We start from the raw sequence: 13,644 nt of genomic DNA, 5'->3' as shown, positions 1-13,644 counted from the left end.
AGGAGATCCTGTTGCACACCCTCTTCCGCGGCGGCCGCGTCTTCACCGCCACCGGGTCCTTCGCCGAAGCCGTCCTGGTCCGCGACGGCGTGATCGTCGCCGTCGGCTCCGAGTCCGACCTCGTACGGCAGGCGCCCGCCCACGAGACGGTCGACCTCGAGGGCGGCCTGCTCATGCCCGGCGTGACCGACGCGCACATCCACCCCGTCCAGGCCGGCCTCGAGCACGCCAAGTGCGACCTGTCCGAGATCTACGGGCTCGACGAGTACCTGACGGCGATCAGGACCTACGCCGACGGCTGCGACAAGGAGTGGATCGACGGCGGCGGCTGGGACATGTCGGCCTTCCCCGGCGGCCTTCCCCACCGCAGCCAGCTGGACTTCCTCGACAGGCCCGCCTACCTGATCCAGCGCGACCACCACGCCGCCTGGGTCAACACCAGGGCGCTGGAGCGGGCGGGGATCACCCGCGACACCCCCGACCCCGCCGACGGCAGGATCGAGCGCGACGCCGACGGCAACCCTAGCGGCGTGCTCCACGAGGGCGCCATGGATCTGGTCGGCCTGCTCACCCCCCGCCCGACCACCGACGACATGGACACGGCGCTCGTCACGGCGCAGCGGCACCTGTTCTCGCTGGGCATCACCGGCTGGCAGGACGCCATCGTCGGCTCCTACGCGGGCTCCGACGACCAGCTGCCCACCTACATCTCCGCGGCCCGCGCAGGGCGGCTGAAGGCCCGCGTGGTCGGCGCGCTGTGGTGGGACCGCACGCGGGGCGCCGACCAGATCGCCTCACTCATCGAGCGCAGGGCGATGGCCGAGGGGCTCGACCGGTTCAGCGCCGGCTCCGTCAAGATCATGCAGGACGGGATCACCGAGAACTTCACCGCCGCGGTGCTGGAGCCGTACTGCCTGTGCGGCGGCACAGGGCTGTCCTACATCGACCCGGGCAAGCTGCGCGAGTACGTGGCCGAGCTCGACGCGAACGGCTTCCAGGTGCACTTCCACGCCATCGGTGAGCGGGCCGTGCGTGAGGCGCTGGACAGCTTCGAGGGCACCTCACCCGACAACCGCCACCACATCGCGCACCTGCAGATCATCGAGCCCTCCGACGTGCCCCGCTTCGCCGCCCTCGGCGTGACGGCCAACCTGCAGCCGCTGTGGGCCACCCACCACGCCCAGATGGACGAGCTCACGCTGCCCTACCTGGGCGAGGAGCGCTCGGCCTGGCAGTACCCCTTCGCCGACCTCGAAAGGAGCGGGGCGAGGTTCTGCGCGGGCAGCGACTGGCCCGTCTCCAACGCCGACCCGATCCAGGGGATGCACGTGGCGGTCAACAGGACCGAGCCTGGCGGCTCGGTCCACGCGGGCTACCCGACCGCGGGGATCCCGTTCCTGCCGGGGCAGCGGCTCAGCCTGACCACCGCGATGACCGCCTACACCGCGGGCTCGGCCTGGATCAACCGCTCCCCCGCCGGTGTGATCGAGCAGGGCCGCCCCGCCGACCTGGTCGTCCTCGACAGGGACCCTTTCGGGCTGCCCGAGGCCGAGATCTGGACCGCGAAGGTGCGGCTGACCTTCGTGGACGGCGAGGCGGTCTATCAGCGTTAGCCGCAGTTGCCCCAGCTGGAGCGACCGCCGCTGGCCCTGGTGCCCGAGGAGTTCTCGATCCAGGCGTTGTACTTCACGCAGGCTCCGCGCGCGTCGCCGTAGACGGGGCCCGCGTAGTACTTGATCCTCTCGTAGATGCCGTAGCCGCTGCGGCCCTGCACGGTGAACCCGACGTAGGCATCGGTGTAGGTGCCGACGTAGGCGCTCTTGATCACAGTGACGCAGTTCTTGCCGGTGCTGCCGTTGTACGTCAGGTAGACGGTGCCCCAGTTGCTGCCGCTGGAGGTCTTGACCGCGGCCTGGGCGACGACGTTGTACCCGCTGCCGCAGTTGGCGTCCGCGTGGGCGGCGGCGGGGACGGCGAGCACGGCCGCGGCCGAGACGGTGGCGGCGGCGATGGACAGCGTTCTCTTCAGCACGGAGTTCCCTCGTGTAGACGACCGTTGATCGCGATCATCATGCCGTGCAATTGCGGACATGCCAATATCAACTTCCGAAAAGGTCCCTAACTCACCGCGACCGCGGCCTCCAGGAAAACGCGAAGACCCCGGCCATCCATCGACCGGGGTCTTCGCGGTGAAAGCCCTACCAGGGGGACTTGTTGGCGCGCAGGCGCTCGAGAGCCTCCTCGAGGATGGCCTTGCCGTCCTTGTCGCTCCTGCGCTCCTTCACGTACGCCAGGTGCGTCTTGTACGGCTCGTTCCTCGGGGGAGCCGGAGGCGCAGCCTCATCCTGGCCGGCAGGAAGGCCGCAGCGGGGGCAGTCCCACGTCTCGGGAACCGCCGCGTCGCTGGCGAAGCTGGGGCGCGTCTCATGCATGTTGGCGCACCAGAACGAGACCCGCACTCTCGGAGCTGCCTCGCCGCGCTCGGCCTCCCCCATCGGGCCGGCGCCGACTCGGCTGCCACGGATCGCGTTGCCACTACCCACGGATGAACTCCTCGCTCGATCGCCCCGCGTGCGGCGGGGGGAGAATCACTGTCACGCGTTGACGTGCTGTCAGGGCTTGAGCAGCAGGCCAAGGGCGATGATGCAGACAAACCATACGATGCCGGTGATGATGGTCAGGCGGTCGAGGTTGCGCTCGACCACCGAGGAACCGCCGAAGTTCGACGAGAAGCCACCACCGAACATGTCGGACAGACCTCCGCCCTTACCCTTGTGGAGCAGGACGAGCAGGATCATCAGCAAGCTCGCCAGGATGAGGGCGATGGAGATTCCGATAGTCACCGTAGACCTGTTCTTTCAATGCTCTGTTCGCGTGACGATTCAAACTTGCTTCTCGAGGGTACGACCTGCTGTCAAGTCGCACCCTCCGAACGCTGCAGTTAGGCTGACATTTCGCCGAAACGGCAGATCTTCACATACTCCCCCGCATCGATGCTGGCGCCCCCTACGAGAGCACCGTCGATGTCGGGCTGAGCCATGATGCCGGCGATGTTGTCAGACTTGACCGAGCCTCCGTAAAGGATACGGATGCCCGCGGCCACTTCGGACGTGTAGAGCTCGGCGAGTCGTGCTCGCAACGCGCTGCACACCTCCTGTGCGTCCTGCGGGGTGGCCACCTCACCGGTGCCGATCGCCCAGACCGGTTCGTAGGCCACCACTATTGATTTTGCCTGCTCCTCGGAGATTTCGCGCAGTCCGCCATCGAGTTGTGACACGCAGTGGGCCACCTGGCCGCCTGCCTGCCGTACCGGCAGGTCCTCGCCCACGCACAGGATGGGCGTGAGCGAGTGGCGGTAGGCCGCCCGCACCTTGGCGTTGACGACCTCGTCGTCCTCGTGGTGGTACTGCCGCCGCTCCGAGTGGCCGATCGTCACGAAAGTGCAACCCAGCTTGGCCAGCATCGCACCCGAGATCTCGCCGGTGTAGGCGCCCGCGTCCTGCTTGGACAGGTCCTGCCCGCCGTAGACGATGCGCAGCTTGTCGCCGTCGACGAGGGTCTGCACGCTGCGCAGGTCGGTGAACGGCGGCAGCACCGCGACCTCGACCTTGTCGAAGTCCTTGTCGTTCAGCGCGAAAGCCAGCTTCTGGACCAGCGCGATGGCCTCGAGGTGGTTGAGGTTCATCTTCCAGTTGCCGGCGATGAGCGGCTTGCGCACGTCAGTCCTCCAGAGCGGCCAGGCCGGGCAGGGTCTTGCCTTCGAGATACTCGAGGCTGGCCCCACCACCGGTGGAAATATGGGAGAAGCCGTCCTCGGGCAGACCGAGCTTGCGTACGGCTGCCGCCGAGTCGCCGCCGCCCACCACGGTGAAGGCCTCAGAAGCGATCAACGCCTCGGCCACCGCGCGAGTTCCGCCGGCGAACGCGTCGAACTCGAACACGCCCATCGGGCCGTTCCAGAAGATCGTGCGCGCGTCGGCGAGCTTGCTCGCGAACAGCTCGCGCGTCTTCGGGCCGATGTCGAGCCCCTGCCGGTCGGCGGGGATCGCGGTGGCCTCGACCACCTCGTGCCCGGCGTCCTCGGCGAAGTGGGTGGCCGCCAGCACGTCGACGGGCAGGACGAGGTCGACGCCGCGCTTGGCCGCCTCGTCGAGGAAGCCGCGCACCTGGCCGAGCTGGTCCTCCTGGAGCAGCGACTGGCCGACCTCGTGGCCCTGGGCCTTGAGGAAGGTGTAGGCCATGCCGCCGCCGATGAGCAGCCTGTCGACCCTGGACAGCAGGTTGGCGATGACACCGAGCTTGTCGGAGACCTTCGCGCCGCCCAGCACGACCACGTAGGGCCGCTCGAGCTCGTCGGTGAGCTTCTTCAGCACGCCGACCTCGGCCACGACCAGCCCGCCCGCCGCGTGCGGCAGGATCTGCGGCACGTCGTAGACGCTGGCGTGCTTGCGGTGGACCGCGCCGAAGCCGTCGCCGACGTAGAGGTCGGCCAGGCCCGCCAGCTTCTCGGCGAAGGCCCTGCGGGTGGCGTCGTCCTTGGACTCCTCGCCGGGCTCGTAGCGCAGGTTCTCCAGCAGCACGACCTGGCCGTCGTGCAGGGCGTTGGTCTCGCTCAGCGCGGACTCGCCCACCACGTCGGCGGCGAAGGCGACGTCCTGACCGAGCAGCTCGCCCAGACGCTCGGCGACCGGCCTGAGCGTGTACTTGGGGTTGGGCTCGCCCTTGGGCCTGCCCAGGTGGGCGCAGACGATGACCTTCGCGCCCCTGGCGACCAGGGTCCGGATGGTGGGCACCGACGCGCGGATGCGGCCGTCGTCGGTGATCACCCCGTCTTCGATGGGCACGTTGAGGTCGGCGCGCACCAGCACGCGCCGGCCCGTCACCTCGAGATCGTCAAGACCACGCACTGTTCTCCTTCGCCGAGCCGCGCTCGGAACGGTCCGCCGGAATGGATGCCCCGCCTCGCTGCGGATCCGTCACAGGTCGCGACCCACCAGCTCGATGAGGTCGACGAGACGGTTGGAGTAGCCCCACTCGTTGTCGTACCAGCCGATGACCTTGACCTGGTTGCCGATGACCTTGGTCAGCCCCGCGTCGAAGATGCAGGAGGCCGGGTCGGTGACGATGTCGCTGGAGACGATCTCGTCCTCGGTGTAGGTGAGGTAGCCCTTGAGCGGGCCCTCGGCGGCGGCCTTGTAGGCGGCCTTGACCTCGTCGACGGTGACGTCGCGCTTGACCTCGACGGTGAGGTCGGTGGCCGAGCCGGTGGGGATCGGCACGCGCATCGCGAAGCCGTCGAGCTTGCCCTTCAGCTCCGGCAGCACCAGGCCGATCGCCTTGGCGGCGCCGGTGGAGGTCGGCACCACGTTGAGCGCGGCGGCACGGGCCCTGCGCAGGTCGCCGTGCGGGCCGTCCTGCAGGTTCTGGTCCTGCGTGTAGGCGTGGATCGTGGTCATCAGACCCTTCTCGATGCCGAAGGAGTCGTTGAGCACCTTCGCCAGCGGAGCCAGGCAGTTGGTCGTGCAGGAAGCGTTGGAGATGACCGTGTGGTTGGCGGGGTCGTAGGTGTCGTCGTTGACACCCATGACGATGGTGACGTCCTCGTTCTTCGCCGGAGCGGAGATGATGACCTTCTTGGCGCCGTTGTCGGCGTGCACCTTGGCCTTGGTGGCGTCGGTGAAGAACCCGGTCGACTCGACCACCACGTCGACGCCCAGGTCGCCCCAGGGCAGCTTGGCGGGGTCACGCTCGGCGAAGGCCTTGATGGTCTTGCCGTCGACCACGATCTCGTCTGCCGTGGCCTTCACCTCGTACGGCAGGCGTCCCAGGATGCTGTCGTACTTCAGCAGATGGGCGAGCGTCGCGTTGTCGGTCAGATCGTTGACCGCGACGATCTCGATGTCCTTGCCACTGGCGGCGACCGCGCGCCAGAAGTTGCGGCCGATGCGACCGAAGCCGTTGACGCCTACGCGGATGCTCACGGAACCGTCTCCTCGTACGTGAATGGCGGGCTGAAACCTCAACCACGAACCCTATCGGACCCAAATTGGTTTAGACCACGCGAGGTCCCACCCTGTTTTTCCTGGATCAACACACGTTGTTTGTCCTAGTCGAGTAAAGTGCCCGACTCGTCACTGTCAACACGCCTATTTTCCGAGGACCTCATATATGACCCAGCAGAAATCAGGACTGGTGCCGGGCATTCTCATGGGCCTGGCGGCCATGCTCGTCGGGGCGGCCGTCTACGGAGCCGTGATCGGCATCACCGAGTACGAGCTCGGTCTCGCCGCCATCCTGATCGGTGTGCTGGTCGGCCTGGGCATGATGGCCGTCAGGCCGTCCAGCCCCGTCCTGCCGCCGCTCGCCGCACTGTTCGCACTGGTGGGCACGGCGCTCGGCACCGCTGTCGGCGGCACCGTTCTCGCGGTCAAGTACGCGAAGGCCGAGGGCTCCGAGGTGGGCTACCTCGACGCGTTCAGCACGGTCACCGGCATGATGCCGGACCTGCTCGGCGAGGACCCCAAGACGCTGCTGTTCTGGGCGATCAGCGCCTTCGCCGGCTACTCGTTCGTCAGCAAGCGCGTCAAGGCCGCCAGGCAGGCGCAGCCCGAGCCGGTGGAGCCGGTCCCCGCTCCGCAGCACCAGCCGGAGGGCAGCCTGTTCACGCCGAAGAACCCGCAGGCCTGAGCGCGACTCGCGGGCGCCGTCGCACGCGCGTGGCGCCCGCGCCCGCTCACTGAGCCAGCATGTCCACCGTCAGGTTCGCCTCGGTGTTGGGGATGCCCAGGTCGGAGGCGCGCTTGTCGGCCATCGCCAGCAGCCGCCTGATGCGGCCCGCGATCGCGTCCTTGGTCAGCGGCGGGTCGGCGATCTGACCCAGCTCCTCCAGCGACGCCTGCTTGTGCTCCACCCGCAGCCGCCCCGCGATGACCAGGTGGTCGGGTGCGTCGTCGCCCAGGATCTCAAGCGCCCGCTGCACCCTGGCCCCCGCGGCGACCGCCGCCCTGGCCGAGCGGCGCAGGTTGGCGTCGTCGAAGTTGGCGAGCCTGTTGGCAGTGGCCCGCACCTCCCTGCGCATCCGCCGCTCCTCCCACGCCAGCACGCTGTCGTGGGCGCCCAGCCTGGTCAGCAGCGCGCTGATGGCGTCGCCGTCGCGCACCACCACCCTGTCGACGCCGCGCACCTCGCGCGCCTTGGCGTGGATCTTGAGCCGCCGCGCCGATCCGACCAGCGCCAGCGCCGCCTCGGGACCCGGGCAGGTCACCTCAAGCGACATCGAACGGCCGGGCTCGGTCAGCGAGCCGTGGGCCAGGAACGCCCCACGCCAGGCCGCCTCCGCGTCGCAGGAGGCCCCCGCCACCACCTGACGCGGCAACCCCCTGACCGGGCGGCCGTGGTTGTCGATCAGCCCTGTCTGGCGGGCGAGCGCCTCGCCGTCGCGGTAGACGCGCACGACGTAGCGCGAGCCCTTGCGCAGCCCCGCTGGAGCCAGCACCAGCACCTCGGCCTTGTGACCGAAGACCTCGCCAATGTCCTTGATCAGCCGGCGGGCGGTGGCGTTGGTGTCGAGCTCAGCCTCGATCACGATGCGCCCGCCCACCAGGTGCAGGCCGCTGGCGAAGCGCAGCAGCGTCGACACCTCCGCCTTGCGGCAGCAGGGCTTGAGCACCGGCAGTCGGCTCAGCTCGTCCTTCACCACACCTGTCATTGCCATAAGCGTTAGTCCTCCCCCATACAGACCGGCTCCCAAGAAGTCTCTCGCACCTTCGAGCGGCGCCGACCAGGATCAACGCTTCTGGAGGAAAATCTCGTCCAGGACGGAGGCAAGACGTCGTGGGTCGTGCCTCGGCGAGCCGTCCTCGGCCGCCACACAGGCCGTGATCACCTGGCCGCCCAGCGCGGCCGCCGACTTCTCCAGCGCGTCGAGATCGTCCACCACTCCGGTGTCGGCGAGCACCACGTCGACGGTGAGGTCGGGCGCGTGCTGCCTGAGCACCTCGAGGTGCTGCTGCGGCGAGAAGTCGTCGGTCTCACCGGGCTGCGGCGCGAGGTTGAGCGTCACCAGGCGCCTGGCCTTGGTCAGATGCAGCGCCTCGGCCAGTTCGGGCACCTTCAGGTGCGGCAGCACGCTGGTGAACCACGAGCCGGGCCCGAACACCACCCAGTCGGCGTCGAGCACCGCCCGCACCGCCTCCTGGCTGGCCGGAGGGTTCTCGGGAACCAGGGAGATCGCCTGGACCCTGCCGGGGGTCAGCGCGCACGCCACCTGGCCGCGCACCGTCGAGATCACCCCGTCGAGCTCCACCCTGGCGACGATGTCGAGCGGGACCGAGGCCATCGGCAGCACCCTGCCCCTGGCGCCGAGCAGCCGCCCCACCCAGTCGAGACCGGCCACGGGGTCGCCGAGCAGCTCCCACAACGCCACGATCAGCAGGTTGCCGACGGCGTGGCCGTGCAGGTCGCCCTCGCTCCTGAACCGGTGCTGGACCACCTCGCTCCAGGTGATGCCCCACTCGTCGTCGCCGCACAGCGCGGCCAACGCCATGCGCAGGTCGCCAGGTGGAAGCACGCCGAGCTCGCGCCTCAGCCTGCCGCTGGAGCCTCCGTCGTCGGCGACGGTCACCACGGCGGTCAGCTCGTCGGTCACGTTCCGCAGGGCCGACAGCGAGGCGTAGAGCCCATGCCCACCGCCGAGCGCCACCACCTTGGGCTTCCGGCCCAGCGGCGCCGCTGACTCCACCGGCAGGGAACCGTCATCCAGGTGTCCCACGGGTGCCACGGCCCGCCGCCCGCCTCCAGAACCGCCCTGCGCGCGACCATCCGGCGGGGAACCGTCATCCAGGCTTCCCGCCGGTGCCGCCGCCCGCCGCGCTCCCCTAGAACCGCCCTGGACGGGACCATCGGCGATCGTGGGGTCACCCGTGTCAGGAAAGGACCCCATCGAGGGGCCACCCTGTCCGCCGGGAGCACCCTGTCCGGTGGGGGCACCGGTCTCGTCGGCTGAGCCGTCTACGCCCTCGCGCCCATCCGTCACTCCCGACCCACATCCCGGTGACTCACCTGGACCTCCATCCCGCGGTCACGCAACCGCCCGCCGAGCTGCTCGGCCATCGCCACACTGCGGTGCTTGCCGCCCGTGCAGCCGACCGCCAGCGTCGCATAGCTCTTGCCCTCGCGCGCGTATCCGGTCGCGACGATCTTGAAAGCCTCCTCGTAGGCGTCGAGGAACTCCTTCGCGCCGGCCTGTCCGAGTACGTAGTCGCGCACGGGGCTGTCGAGGCCGTTCATCGGCCGCAGCTCGGGCACCCAGTGCGGGTTGGGCAGGAACCTGCAGTCGACCACCAGGTCGGCGTCGACGGGCAGGCCGTACTTGAAGCCGAAGGAGACCACGTTGACCCGCAGCCCCGGCCTGTTGTCGCCGCCGAAGTAGGCGACGATCTTGTTGCGCAGTTCGTGGACGTTGTGCGCCGAGGTGTCGATCACCAGGTCGGCGTTGGCGCGCACCTCGCGCAGGATGCCGCGCTCACGGGCGATGCCGTCGACCAGCCGCCCGTCGCCCTGCAGCGGATGGGGCCTGCGGACGTTCTCGAACCTGCGCACCAGCTCCTCGTCGCTGGCCTCGAGGAACACCACGCGGACGCGGACGCCGCGCCCCTCGAGCTCCTCGATCGCGGCGTTGAGATCGGTGGTGAAGGCCAGGCTGCGCACATCGACCACGGCGGCCACCTTGTCGGCGGCCAGCTTGACCCTGCCCGCCTCCTCGGCCATGGCGAACAACAGCCCGGGCGGAAGGTTGTCGATGACGAACCAGCCGAGGTCCTCCAGCGCCTTGGCCGCGGTGCTGCGCCCGGCTCCTGACATGCCGGTCACGATGACGAACGCGGTTCCGGCGCGTCCTTGATCCTCTGGGCTGCTCATAACCTCACTACTCCTGGGCAAGCCTCGACACGATCACCTCTGCGGTCGCGCGGCCGATGCCGGGAACCTCGCAGATCTCGGCCACACCGGCCTCGCGCAGCCGCTTCACGGAGCCGAAATGTTTGAGCAGCGCCTGCCTGCGCGCCGGACCGAGGCCAGGCACGCCGTCGAGCGCGCTCTCCTTCACCGTCTTGGACCGCTTGGAACGATGGTAGGCGATGGCGAAGCGATGTGCCTCGTCGCGGACGCGTTGCAGCAGGTAGAGGCCCTCACTCGACCGCGGCATGATGACCGGCTGGTCGTCGCCAGGCAGCCAGACCTCCTCCAGGCGCTTGGCCAGGCCGCACACCGCGACGTCGTCGACGCCGAGCTCGTCGAGCGCGCGCTGGGCCGCCGCCGCCTGGGGGCCCGCGCCGTCGACCACGACCAGGTTGGGCGGATAGGCGAACTTGCGCGGCCTTCCGGTCTCCGGGTCGATCGGCCCGTGCACATCGTCCTCAGCGGCGAGCTCGCCCGTCGCCGACTTCTCCTCCAGATAGCGCTTGAACCTCCGGGTGATCACCTCGTGGATCGAGGCGACGTCACCCTCCTTCGTCCGTACGGCGAAGCGCCGGTACTCGCTCTTGCGCGCCAGCCCGTCCTCGAACACCACCATCGAGGCCACCACGTTCTCGCCCTGAAGGTGGGAGACGTCGTAGCACTCGATGCGCAGCGGCACCTGGTCGAGGTCGAGCGCGTCGGCGATCTCCTGCAGCGCCTTGCTGCGCGTCGTCAGGTCGCTGGCCCTGCGGATCTTGTGCTGGGCGAGCGACTCCTTGGCGTTGCGCTCGACGGTCTCCATCAACGACTTCTTGTCGCCGCGCTGCGGCACCCGCAGCTCCACCCGCGCGCCCCGCTGCTCGGACAGCAGTTCGGTGACGGCCTCGGCGTCGGGCGGCATCGCCGCGACGAGCACCTCCTTGGGGATCTCGCCCTCGGAGTAGATCTGCAGCAGGAAGTGCTCGACCAGATCGCCGGGCGTGGTCTCCTCGACCTTGTCGACCACCCAGCCGCGCTGGCCCCTGATGCGCCCGCCGCGCACGTAGAAGACCTGGATCGCGGCCTCGAGCGGATCCTCCGCCAGTGCGACCACGTCGGCGTCGGTGGCGTCGCCGAGCACGACCGCCTGCTTCTCCAGCGCCCGCTGCAGGGCCTGGACGTCGTCGCGGATCCTGGCGGCCCTTTCGTACTCCTGCTGACCGGCCGCCTCGCGCATGTCCTGCTCGAGGCGCTTGATGAAGCGCCCGGTGTTGCCCGCCATGAAGTCGCAGAAGTCTTCGGCCAGGTCGCGGTGCTCCTCCGGGGTGACCCTGCCCACGCACGGCGCCGAGCACTTGTCGATGTAGCCGAGCAGGCACGGCCTGCCGATCTGCCCCGCCCTCTTGAACACCCCTGCCGAGCAGGTGCGTACAGGGAAGACGCGCAGCAGCAGGTCGACGGTCTCGCGGATGGCCCAGGCGTGGGAGTAGGGCCCGAAGTAGCGCGTGCCCTTCTTCTTGGCCCCGCGCAGGACCTGCACGCGGGGGAACTCCTCGCCCATCGTGACCGCGAGGTAGGGATAGGACTTGTCGTCGCGGTACTTGACGTTGAAGCGCGGGTCGAACTCCTTGATCCAGGAGTATTCGAGCTGGAGCGCCTCGACCTCGGTGCCGACGACGGTCCAGTCGACGCCGGCCGCGGTGGTGAGCATGGTCTGCGTGCGCGGGTGCAGCCCCGCGAAGTCGGCGAAGTAGGAGTTGAGCCGCTGACGCAGGCTCTTCGCCTTGCCCACGTAGATCACCCGGGCATTGGCGTCGCGGAATCGGTAGACCCCTGGAGAGTCGGGGATCGACCCGGGCTTGGGCCGGAAACTCAAGGTGCTCGCCACATCCAAAAGCCTATAGGTCGCCACCGACAACCAAGCTCGCCCCGCGGCACGGCAAAGAGCGGCACGGCAAAGAGTCGCGCGGGTCCACGACACGATCCGTCCGGCGGGCGAGTCGACCACGTTGACGGTGAAGGTCGCCCAAGGGAAGACGGTGTCGTGGCTGCCGGGCCGGCAAGCCGCTTGATCGTCGCCGTGCCGGCAGCGGCCGTTGCTCTGCGCCATTGCGCGTGGTTCCGGCGCTTCGATCAGCGCGTGCCGGCGGCGGCTCGTGGGCGGATGTGGGCCGGCGTGCGGCGTCAATCAGCTCGGCGGTCGGCGAGGCGGCGAACTGCTACTGTCTGACGTGAGAGTTGATAATAGCGCTTCCAGAATCTCCTCAGAATCGCTTCTGAAGGTCACGGCCCTGCACGCCGACGCCCCGGCGCCGGCGACGTTGTGCACGTCGACCACGCCGGTGGCGGTCTGCCGGCCGCGCCTCTGGTTCGACGAGACCCTGTCGCTGCTCGGCACCCAGCTCCCCGACCTCGTGCTGCCGCCGACCACGATCCACGCCTTCCCCATCACCGGCGAGCGTCATCGGCGTCACGTCCGTGGTGTTCGACGCGAGCTGGATGTCCTTCGTGTCCACCCTCGCAAAGGCGCGACGACATCTGCGAGCGGTACGCCAGGCGCAACGCCATCGTGCCCGCTCTGATCGAGCGGGCACGCGCGCGGCCGGCTTCGGGCGGAGCCGGACGCCGAGGCGCTGTCCGACCAGCTGGGCGGCGCCCTCCACCACCGAGTGATGATCACAGAAGCGCCGGTCGACCGAGGCCTATGCAGAACGGCTCGCGTCCTCCGCGCTCAAAGGGAGCACGACATGTCCATGATCGTTGAAACGGCCATCGTCCGCGAGATAGACGCCGAGACCATCGGCTCGCCCACCGCCACAGGACGGTTGCTGCTCGACTCCGACGACACCGGCGGAGCGCTGAGCACCGTCAGGATGACGCTCGCCGAGGGCGCGGACGGCGCCGTGCCACACCACCACGCCACCTCGACCGAGCTGTTCTACATCCTGCAGGGCAAGGCCCGCATCCTGTCCGGGGAGGAGATCGTGACACTGCAGGAGGGCGACGTGGCGGCGGTGCCCCCGCTCACGCCCCACGCCTTCGCCGCCGCCCCCGGCCACACCGCCGACCTCCTCATCGTCGTCGCCCCCGGCATCCAGCGATTCGCCTACTTCCGGCTGCTCGACCGCCTCCGCAGGGGCGAGGCCACGCTCGAGGAACTGCTGGCCTCCCAGGACCTGTACGACAACCACTTCCTCGACAGCCCCGCCTGGACACGCGACCGCCAGGCGTCCTGATCCCGGACCCCTCACCGAAGGAGATCACCTTGTCCACCACGTTGCCGTCCCGGAGCACCGTCGGCACCGTTCTCGCCGTCGTAGGCAGCTTCTTCATCATCTACGTCGGAGTGAACTATCTGCTGGCCCCACAGTCCACCGCGCCCGATTTCGGCCTGCCGAGCTGGCCGCGGGGCGAGGGCTCGGGATTCCTTGCCGTCAAAGGAGTCCGCGACATAGTGTCCGGCCTGGTGGTCCTCGCGGTCCTCGCCGCAGGGAACCGCCGCGTCCTGGGCTGGGTCATGCTGGCCACGGCGCTCACCCCCCTTGGCGACATGCTCATCGTGCTGCTCTCCAGCGGAGTACCCGCGACCGCCTTCGGCGTGCACGGCGCCACCGCCGCGGCAGTCGTCCTCGCGGGCGCTCTCCTGCTGAGCGATTCGCGGACCCCGCAACCCATCTCCTGACAACCGGCCCAAGGGCCGGCGCGCCG

At 69.1% G+C, this 13,644-nt stretch carries 15 protein-coding genes; 4 read left to right on the top strand and 11 right to left on the bottom strand.

Annotation, left to right across the window (positions count from 1 at the left end; genetic code table 11):
- Positions 1 to 11 precede the first annotated feature (11 nt).
- Positions 12 to 1,613, top strand: a complete 1,602-nt coding sequence (locus ABFX50_RS29660) for an amidohydrolase (protein WP_346150825.1) — start codon at positions 12 to 14, stop codon at positions 1,611 to 1,613.
- Here the strand turns inward: ABFX50_RS29660 and ABFX50_RS29655 are convergent.
- The 6 genes from ABFX50_RS29655 to gap all read right to left on the bottom strand — a co-directional run bounded on the left by ABFX50_RS29655 (position 1,610) and on the right by gap (position 5,981).
- Positions 1,610 to 2,032: a hypothetical protein gene (locus ABFX50_RS29655; RefSeq protein ID WP_346150823.1), complete on the bottom strand. Its 423-nt coding sequence runs from the start codon at positions 2,030 to 2,032 to the stop codon at positions 1,610 to 1,612. The genes ABFX50_RS29660 and ABFX50_RS29655 overlap by 4 nt on opposite strands.
- Before the next feature lie 166 nt (positions 2,033 to 2,198).
- The gene (locus ABFX50_RS29650; protein ID WP_183661989.1) at positions 2,199 to 2,543 is read right to left on the bottom strand and encodes an RNA polymerase-binding protein RbpA; all 345 of its coding nucleotides are present in this window, start codon (positions 2,541 to 2,543) and stop codon (positions 2,199 to 2,201) included.
- Between the two features lie 69 nt (positions 2,544 to 2,612).
- Entirely contained in the window at positions 2,613 to 2,843 is a 231-nt protein-coding gene (gene secG, locus ABFX50_RS29645; RefSeq protein ID WP_183661991.1) for a preprotein translocase subunit SecG, read from the bottom strand.
- 98 nt (positions 2,844 to 2,941) lie between these two features.
- Positions 2,942 to 3,718: a triose-phosphate isomerase gene (gene tpiA / locus ABFX50_RS29640; RefSeq protein WP_312896083.1), complete on the bottom strand. Its 777-nt coding sequence runs from the start codon at positions 3,716 to 3,718 to the stop codon at positions 2,942 to 2,944.
- 1 nt (position 3,719) lies between these two features.
- Positions 3,720 to 4,907 (bottom strand): phosphoglycerate kinase, encoded by a 1,188-nt coding sequence (locus tag ABFX50_RS29635; RefSeq protein WP_346150820.1) that lies wholly within the window; start codon positions 4,905 to 4,907, stop codon positions 3,720 to 3,722.
- A 69-nt stretch (positions 4,908 to 4,976) separates the two neighbouring features.
- Positions 4,977 to 5,981 carry a type I glyceraldehyde-3-phosphate dehydrogenase gene (gene gap / locus ABFX50_RS29630; protein ID WP_346122443.1) on the bottom strand — a complete coding sequence of 335 codons (1,005 nt, stop codon included), beginning with the start codon at positions 5,979 to 5,981 and terminating at the stop codon, positions 4,977 to 4,979.
- A gap of 187 nt (positions 5,982 to 6,168) precedes the next feature.
- On the opposite strand from gap, the gene ABFX50_RS29625 reads away from it, so the two are divergent.
- Positions 6,169 to 6,687, top strand: coding sequence for a hypothetical protein (locus ABFX50_RS29625; RefSeq protein ID WP_346150819.1), 519 nt, complete (start codon positions 6,169 to 6,171; stop codon positions 6,685 to 6,687).
- A 46-nt stretch (positions 6,688 to 6,733) separates the two neighbouring features.
- On the opposite strand, the gene whiA is transcribed toward ABFX50_RS29625, so the two are convergent.
- The 5 genes from whiA to ABFX50_RS29600 form a co-directional block, all read right to left on the bottom strand.
- Positions 6,734 to 7,714: a DNA-binding protein WhiA gene (whiA, locus tag ABFX50_RS29620; protein ID WP_183662002.1), complete on the bottom strand. Its 981-nt coding sequence runs from the start codon at positions 7,712 to 7,714 to the stop codon at positions 6,734 to 6,736.
- A 72-nt stretch (positions 7,715 to 7,786) separates the two neighbouring features.
- The gene (locus tag ABFX50_RS29615; protein ID WP_346151024.1) at positions 7,787 to 8,704 is read right to left on the bottom strand and encodes a gluconeogenesis factor YvcK family protein; all 918 of its coding nucleotides are present in this window, start codon (positions 8,702 to 8,704) and stop codon (positions 7,787 to 7,789) included.
- A gap of 326 nt (positions 8,705 to 9,030) precedes the next feature.
- Positions 9,031 to 9,918, bottom strand: a complete 888-nt coding sequence (rapZ, locus tag ABFX50_RS29610; protein ID WP_183662004.1) for an RNase adapter RapZ — start codon at positions 9,916 to 9,918, stop codon at positions 9,031 to 9,033.
- 7 nt (positions 9,919 to 9,925) lie between these two features.
- Positions 9,926 to 11,830 (bottom strand): excinuclease ABC subunit UvrC, encoded by a 1,905-nt coding sequence (gene uvrC / locus ABFX50_RS29605; protein ID WP_346151022.1) that lies wholly within the window; start codon positions 11,828 to 11,830, stop codon positions 9,926 to 9,928.
- A 370-nt stretch (positions 11,831 to 12,200) separates the two neighbouring features.
- The gene (locus ABFX50_RS29600; RefSeq protein ID WP_346150817.1) at positions 12,201 to 12,452 is read right to left on the bottom strand and encodes a hypothetical protein; all 252 of its coding nucleotides are present in this window, start codon (positions 12,450 to 12,452) and stop codon (positions 12,201 to 12,203) included.
- A 231-nt stretch (positions 12,453 to 12,683) separates the two neighbouring features.
- Here ABFX50_RS29600 and ABFX50_RS29595 point away from each other — a divergent pair, with 231 nt between their 5' ends.
- Together ABFX50_RS29595 and ABFX50_RS29590 are read left to right on the top strand one after the other, a co-directional pair.
- Positions 12,684 to 13,172 (top strand): cupin domain-containing protein, encoded by a 489-nt coding sequence (locus ABFX50_RS29595; protein ID WP_346150815.1) that lies wholly within the window; start codon positions 12,684 to 12,686, stop codon positions 13,170 to 13,172.
- Between the two features lie 29 nt (positions 13,173 to 13,201).
- Positions 13,202 to 13,618 carry a DUF4267 domain-containing protein gene (locus tag ABFX50_RS29590; RefSeq protein WP_346150814.1) on the top strand — a complete coding sequence of 139 codons (417 nt, stop codon included), beginning with the start codon at positions 13,202 to 13,204 and terminating at the stop codon, positions 13,616 to 13,618.
- The last annotated feature ends 26 nt before the right edge of the window (positions 13,619 to 13,644 follow it).

Origin of the sequence: Nonomuraea recticatena (genome assembly GCF_039533245.1) — a bacterium.
GTDB lineage: Bacteria > Actinomycetota > Actinomycetes > Streptosporangiales > Streptosporangiaceae > Nonomuraea > Nonomuraea roseola.
This window is presented reverse-complemented; position numbering and strand designations above follow the sequence as displayed.

Excerpts from the sequence above, each read along its gene's own strand:
- rapZ (WP_183662004.1), bottom strand. The coding sequence starts at position 9,918 with ATGAGCAGCCCAGAGGATCAAGGACGCGCCGGAACCGCGTTCGTCATC.
- ABFX50_RS29625 (WP_346150819.1), top strand. The coding sequence starts at position 6,169 with ATGACCCAGCAGAAATCAGGACTGGTGCCGGGCATTCTCATGGGCCTG.
- ABFX50_RS29595 (WP_346150815.1), top strand. The coding sequence starts at position 12,684 with ATGTCCATGATCGTTGAAACGGCCATCGTCCGCGAGATAGACGCCGAG.
- whiA (WP_183662002.1), bottom strand. The coding sequence starts at position 7,714 with ATGGCAATGACAGGTGTGGTGAAGGACGAGCTGAGCCGACTGCCGGTG.